General features: G+C 62.4%; 5 protein-coding genes. 3 read left to right on the forward strand and 2 right to left on the reverse strand.

Features of this window, described 5'->3' with window-relative positions:
* Positions 1-20: 20 nt before the first annotated feature.
* Together BR00_RS07305 and BR00_RS07310 are read left to right on the forward strand one after the other, a co-directional pair.
* Entirely contained in the window at positions 21-1,271 is a 1,251-nt protein-coding gene (locus BR00_RS07305; protein ID WP_496476929.1) for an HD domain-containing protein, read from the forward strand.
* A 47-nt stretch (positions 1,272-1,318) separates the two neighbouring features.
* The gene (locus BR00_RS07310) at positions 1,319-1,795 is read left to right on the forward strand and encodes a CBS domain-containing protein (protein WP_496476930.1); all 477 of its coding nucleotides are present in this window, start codon (positions 1,319-1,321) and stop codon (positions 1,793-1,795) included.
* A 77-nt stretch (positions 1,796-1,872) separates the two neighbouring features.
* Here the strand turns inward: BR00_RS07310 and BR00_RS07315 are convergent, their stop codons facing one another.
* Positions 1,873-3,273 carry a sigma-54-dependent transcriptional regulator gene (locus BR00_RS07315; RefSeq protein ID WP_496476931.1) on the reverse strand — a complete coding sequence of 467 codons (1,401 nt, stop codon included), beginning with the start codon at positions 3,271-3,273 and terminating at the stop codon, positions 1,873-1,875.
* A complete protein-coding gene (locus BR00_RS07320) occupies positions 3,270-5,681 on the reverse strand; it encodes a c-type heme family protein (protein WP_496476932.1) in 2,412 nt (803 codons plus the stop codon). Before BR00_RS07320 ends, BR00_RS07315 begins: the two co-directional genes overlap by 4 nt.
* 376 nt (positions 5,682-6,057) lie before the next feature.
* Here BR00_RS07320 and BR00_RS07325 point away from each other — a divergent pair.
* Positions 6,058-6,308: helix-turn-helix domain-containing protein (locus BR00_RS07325; protein ID WP_496476933.1), on the forward strand; the 251-nt coding region annotated here is incomplete at its 3' end.

The following is a 6,308-nucleotide window of genomic DNA, read 5'->3' on the forward strand; positions in this document are numbered from 1 at the left end:
TGGCTCCTGCGGGAGGAGTTATGCCCAGCATCCGCAAAGGGCTTTTACAATTGGTCTTTTCCGGGAGTTTCATGAAGCGCTGGAACGACAAGCTTCGGCCCATGGAACTGGTGGAAATGGACAAGCAAGGGCACAAGATGATCGTCGCCTGGGCCTTGGGGGAACTGGCGGCCCAAGGGTTGCCGGAGGATCAGGCCGTACGTCTGCGGGAAGACATCGTGCGCGGCGGCATCTTCGACTACCTCTACCGACTGGTCATTACCGATATCAAGCCGCCGGTTTTTTATCAGATCAAGGCCAATCCGGACCACTACGGCCGGCTCACCGCCTGGGTCCTGGAGCAGTTGCGGCCGCGGGTGCAACCGCTGGGGCGGGAGTTTTGGGACGATCTGTGTGCGCATTGTCACCGCCAAGGCCGGGAGGAAGAGTCGTTGGCGGAGAGCATTCTGGCGGCGGCGCATCTTTTCGCCAGTCGCTGGGAGTTTCATCTCATCCGGCCCCTCAATCCCTGGGACGACGAGATGGCGGAGATCGAGGCCAATTTCCAGCAGGGCCTTGTCCGCCGCCAGCACCTTGCCGGCGTGGCGGACTTGCTCGAGGCGCCGGCCACGGCCTTGGGGCGCTTTGTGACCCTGTGCGGCACCCTGCGCTTCCAGAAGCGGTGGTCGCAAACCCCGCGCATCCCGGAGACCTCGGTTTTGGGGCATATGTTTTTGGTGGCGTGTTTGGCGTATTTCTTCAGCATCGTCGTGGGCGCCTGCTCGGCGCGGCGCTGTAACGACTTTTACGCCGGGCTCTTTCATGACGTACCGGAGCTTTTGACGCGCGACATCATCTCGCCGGTGAAAGGCTCGGTGGCGGGCATCGACGATCTTATCCGGGAATATGAAAAGCGGGAGCTGGAGCGTCGGCTCTTTGCCATTTTGGACACCCCGGTGACGCGCCCCCTTGCGGACAGTCTGCGCTATCTCTTGGGCCTGGAGGTGGGCTCGGAGTTTTGCGATTTGGTGACTTTGGATGGTCGGCCGGCGTGTGTCAATTGGGAGCAGTTGCAAGGGACGTTCAACGAGGACCGCTTTGCCCCCAAGGATGGCCGCATGCTCAAGATTTGTGACCAGTTGGCGGCCTTTCTCGAGGCATACACCTCCAAAACCCACGGGGTGGTCAACGACCACCTCCAGCAGGCCCTGTGGCGGATCCGCAGCCGTCTGGGACAGGAGGCCCTCACCGAAGAGGTGCATATTGGGGCCTTGCTGGCGGATTTCGATTGAGGCAAGGAAGGCAAAATTTTTGGAAAACTCTATCAGGAGAACTGCTCATGCTGTTGCGCAAACGGGTGTGGGACATCATGCGCGAGGATTTTGCCTCGGTCCGCGAAGACGCAAGCCTGGCGGACGCCATTCGGGCGCTCATCGCCAGTCGCCAAAAGCATCCGGATAGCACCTTTGTACTCGTCTTTTCCAAGGCGGATCGTTTTTTGGGGGTGGTCTCCATGTGGAACCTGGTGCAGGGGCTTGGCCCGTGCCTCTTGCGGGATACCTTGCTGGAGCCTGCGGAAGTGGACTGGGACAAGGCCTTTGCCCATGCGTGCCGCTCCTGTGCCAATGTCGGGCTTATGGATTGCATCCAGGTGGACGTGCCGGTGATCAAACCTGGTGACACTCTGGCCCGGGTACTGGAGCTCTTTTTGGACTACCGCCGCGGCCGGGCCGTGGTGGAGGAAGGCGGCCGCATCATCGGTGTGGTGGTCTTGGCGGACTTGTTCCAGGAGATTGGTGCGCAACTGGGGGCATAGGCCCATGGCCGCCGGGGCGCTGCGCCCGGCGTGTGCGCTCGCGGGTTGCCCGGTCTCTATGGCGGGCAGCCCGTTTTTTATGCCCGCAGGCGGAAGGACTCTGCGGTGATCCCCAGCCGCTTGAGAATCTTTTGGAGACTCATGCGCTCCAGGCCTGAGATCCGCGCTGCCTCGGAGATGTTGCCCCGGGTGTGGGTGAGAATCCGCTCCACGTAGCGACGCGTGAAGGCGTCGAGCACATGGGCCTTGGCCGTATGGTAGGGGGTGATGGCGGACGGGTCGTCTTCCGCAGCGCTGTGCAGACCTTCGGCCTGGGAGATGGCGGCGGCGCTGATGACGTCCCCAGGGCTGAAGACCGCGGCGCGGCGGACGCAATTGAGCAGTTCCCGGACATTGCCCGGCCAGTTGCGCGCCGAGAGGAGGGCGAGGGCCTCTGGGGAGAAGGTTTTATCCCCGACGCCGAGCTCTCGGCAGGTGCGTTCCAGAAAGGCCGTGGCCAGGAGAGGGATGTCGTCGCCCCGCTCACGCAGCGGGGGAAGGGTGAGGCTCAAGACGTTGAGACGATAGTAGAGGTCTTCGCGAAAGCTTTTGGCTGCGATCTTGGCTTCCAGGTCCTGGTTGGTCACGGCGATGATGCGCACGTCCACGGAAATGGATTTGCTCGCCCCGACTGGCCGCACTTCGTTTTCTTGGAGCACACGCAGCAGCTTGGTCTGCAGGCTCATGGGGAGATCGCCGATTTCATCGAGCATGAGGACTCCGCCATGGGCGGCCACGAAGAGGCCGCGGCGGTCGCGCTGGGCGCCGGTGAAGGCCCCGCGTACGTGGCCGAAGAGTTCGCTTTCCAGCAACTGTTCGGGGATGGCTGGACAGTTGACGGAGATGAACGGTCCGTCGGCGCGGCGGGACAGGGCGTGGATGGCTCGGGCCGCGAGCTCTTTGCCGGTACCGGATTCGCCGCGCACGAGCACCGTGTAGTCCGAGGCAGCGATGGCGGCGATGGCCTGATGGATTTGGCGCATGGCGGCCGAGGTCCCCAAAAGCCCTACCTGGTTGCCGCAGGCCGCAACCGCTGCCCGCAGTCGTTGGTTTTCTCGGAGGAGCGCGGCGCGTTCCAGGCCGTTGGTAATGACTCGGGTCAGGTGATCCGAGTCCACGGGTTTGGTGAGGAAGTCGTAGGCGCCGGCCTTGAGGGCCAGGACTGCGGAGTCGATGTCCCCGTGGGCGGTGAGGACCACCACGCACAGGCGGGGTTGCAGGGCCAGGGCGCGGGGCACCAGGTCCAGGCCGGAGATGCCGGGCATGCGCAGGTCGGTGACCAGGACGTCACAGGGCGTGGTCTCGAGATCCTTGAGGGCAGCTTCGGCATTGAGGACATAATCGATCTGGGTGTCCGGAAGTTTTGGGGTCAGCAGCCGTACCAGCCCCCTGGCAAAGTCTGGCTGGTCGTCCACCAAGAGTACACGAGGCATGGTCATTGGTCGTCCTTGGGGCAATCTTCCCGCGGCAGGGTGAGCACGAAGAGTGCGCCGCCTTGGTTGAGGGCTTCAATAGTTCCGCCCATATCGTGCATCAGTCCAAAGGCGACGGCAAGACCGAGGCCGGTGCCGCGGCCCACCTCTTTGGTGGTGAAGAACGGATCGAAAATATGGGGCAGGTCGCTTTCCGGGATTCCGGGGCCGTCGTCCGCCACGGTGATCACGGCGTGGCGGCCATCTTCGCTGCAGGCGGCACCCAGCGTAACGGTCCCGGCATGGGGCTCCACAGCGTCCAGGGCGTTGAGCAGAAGATTGGAGACGACTTGCTCCAAGGCGCTGGCGTCCGCGCGGGCGAAAAGCGGGTCAGGCGGCAGCTCGAGACGAAGCGTGCAGCGTCGGGCCTGGGCCTGGACTTCGAAGATGCGGGCAAGCCCGGTGAGGAGCGCGCTGATGTCACAGGGCCCTGTCTGCGCCGGGCGCGGCCGCGCAAAATCCAAGAGGTCGCGCAGGACTTTCTTGGCGGCCACTGCGTGGCGCTCGATGACCGCCAGATCTTCCAGGCATTGGGGATCGCTGATGCTCTGGCGCAGGAGCTCCGTATAGCACACGATGACCCCGAGGGGGTTGTTGACCTCGTGCGCCAGCCCTGCGGCGAGTTTGCCCACGGCCACGAGTTTTTCCGTTTGGCGCAGCCGCTCCAGCATGCGGCGTTCGGTGGTGTTTTCTCGGGCGTAGACCACGAAACGGCGGGGGTGTTTTGGCGGTGCGTGGAGCGGGTAGCGGGCCACGGCGAAGGAGCGGCCGTCTTCCATGGTGATCGACGAGAGGATGGGGGTTTCCGGGGCTCCTTCTTCGCTGGGGTCGAAGGGGCGGTCGCCGAAGAAGCGGGGCGGCAGCTTGAGGGGTTCGCTGGCCGGGGCGGGGCCACCGAGGGCGAGCGCCAAGGCGCGGGCGGGTTCGTTGGCCAGCAGGATGGTGCGATGGTTGTCCACGAGTGCCAACGGATCGGAGATGCCATCGAAAATGGAGGCGAGGAGTGCGTTTTGGGCCATGAGGGAGTTGATGGCGTCCAGGTTTTCGAGGGCCAGGGCCAATTGGTGGCCGATGGCTTGGTAGAGCTCCGGGGCGTGGGAGGCTGGGGTGGGGCCTTGCCGGGGAAAGTGCAGGCGCAGGATCCCCCGGCTGATGTCCGTGGTACGCACCGGGATGAGCACCTCGTCCTCGGTGGTCACCATCTCTCCGGAGGAGATGATGTCGCGCCAATTGTTCGGCGGCTCAGGCAGTTGGGCGTCGCGCGGCCAGAGGACGGACCCGATGCCGGAGCCGCATTGGTAATATACCCAATCTGCCCCAAAGCGTTTTCCCAGTTGGGCCAGTGCGGAGCCGAGCAGTTCGGTGTTGGTGTGGGCGCTATTGATGGTGTGGAAGAGGTCCACGAAAAGAGCCACGTCGGCGCGCCGCTCCTGAGCCTCGTGGGTGAGTTCCCGGGTGCGGGCCGTGACCATGCCTTCCAGGTTGCGGGCGTATTGTTCGATGTTTTCCCGTGCCTCTTTGAGCCGGGCCGCCAAGGTCTCGATGCCGGTGTAGATCTCCTCGATCTCGTCGTGGGTGGCGGGGGATTCGGTGGAGCTGGGCGTGGCCCCTGCTTCTTGAGGGAAGTAATGACGCAAGACGTCGGTGACGCGGCGAAGATTGGCTACCACCAGGCGGTCGAAAAAGACCTGCATGGTGAGGTAGAACCCTGCCAAGCCCACAGCGAAAAGCGAGAGAAATCCTACGGTCTTGCCTTTGATTTGGCCCAGGGCGCTGCCTACAGGCACCACAACCATATCCAGTCCCACCAGCTCTCCAGGATGTCGCCAGAAACCGCGTTCGTTCCCGTAGCGCTCAAGGAGGGTTTTCGGCGCGTCGGCGGGGCGGCCATGGCAGCGGAGGCACGATGGTTGGAGTCGAACCGGGCGGGCTGCCAGGAACACTTCGTCCCCATTATATTGGGTGATTTCTTCGATACGGGTCAAGGTCGGGTCTGCGGCAAAGCGTTCCATGGTGGCGCGCTCGAAAGAGTCTGCCTCGTAGTCGGGATTGCGGGCCCCCACGGCCACGCGGCGGTAGCGGACTTGTTCGTCATGAAGCCCAAGGCTGCTCATGATTTTGCGGGTGACATAGGAGGTGGACATGGCCTCGAGGATGAAGGCGTCGGGGTCGAGACGGGCGTACATGGCTGGCCGGAGCACCGTGGCCACGTAGGTCTGAATGGCCTCGGCCTGGGAGAGGATGAGCGATGCCTTGTGCTCGGTGTCGGTGACGAGCTGGTCCCGGAGATTGATGGAGAGGAGCACGGCAAAAAAAACGCCCAAACTCCCCATGCTCAGGGACAAGACCAGGAGAAAACGCTGCTTGAGAGACATCTGCTCGCTCCTTGGTTTTTCCTTGCAGTAGGTTTCCTGGGAGGGGCTGGCAATGCAGCCTGAGGAAGGCATCCTGCTATCTGGAGTTGGCAGTTTATGGAGGGGGACTCAAAAATAATTTTTTATTTCAATGTGATACAGTTGTTTTTTTGTTGGCATGCTTTTTGTTTTTGTGCTCATGCCACAGCCGCCCTGGGCGGTATGTGGAGTCCCTGTCAACGCAACACGCAAGGAGGAATGCATGGCTGACGACGTTGTCATTGATCGAGGCAAAAGCCAACTCTCGGACCTCTGGACTGTTACCGGACAATGATATTGTCACCCCTGGCTGGGACAATAGAAATGTCATCCCATGAAGACACGGGGTGACGTATTCATGAAGGCAGAGGAAGCGCGGCGGGCGTTTGTGATCGAGCAGGCAGTAGCCGGAGCGTTCACGGTTCGGGAGGCGGGAGAAGTCCTCGGGCTGAGCTGCCGGCAGGTGATTCGACTGAAAAATCGGTATCGTGAGGAGGGAGCCGTGGGCCTTGTCCACAAAGGACGGGGCAAAGCGTCGAATCGGAGAATTGCCCAGGAAATCCGTAAGTTCGTTGCCGAGAAGGCGAAAAGTGACTTTGAAGGGGCGAG

The organism is Thermodesulfomicrobium thermophilum DSM 16697 (assembly GCF_059568695.1).

Excerpts from the sequence above, each read along its gene's own strand:
- BR00_RS07320 (WP_496476932.1), bottom strand. The coding sequence starts at position 5,681 with ATGTCTCTCAAGCAGCGTTTTCTCCTGGTCTTGTCCCTGAGCATGGGG.
- BR00_RS07305 (WP_496476929.1), top strand. The coding sequence starts at position 21 with ATGCCCAGCATCCGCAAAGGGCTTTTACAATTGGTCTTTTCCGGGAGT.
- BR00_RS07315 (WP_496476931.1), bottom strand. The coding sequence starts at position 3,273 with ATGACCATGCCTCGTGTACTCTTGGTGGACGACCAGCCAGACTTTGCC.
- BR00_RS07310 (WP_496476930.1), top strand. The coding sequence starts at position 1,319 with ATGCTGTTGCGCAAACGGGTGTGGGACATCATGCGCGAGGATTTTGCC.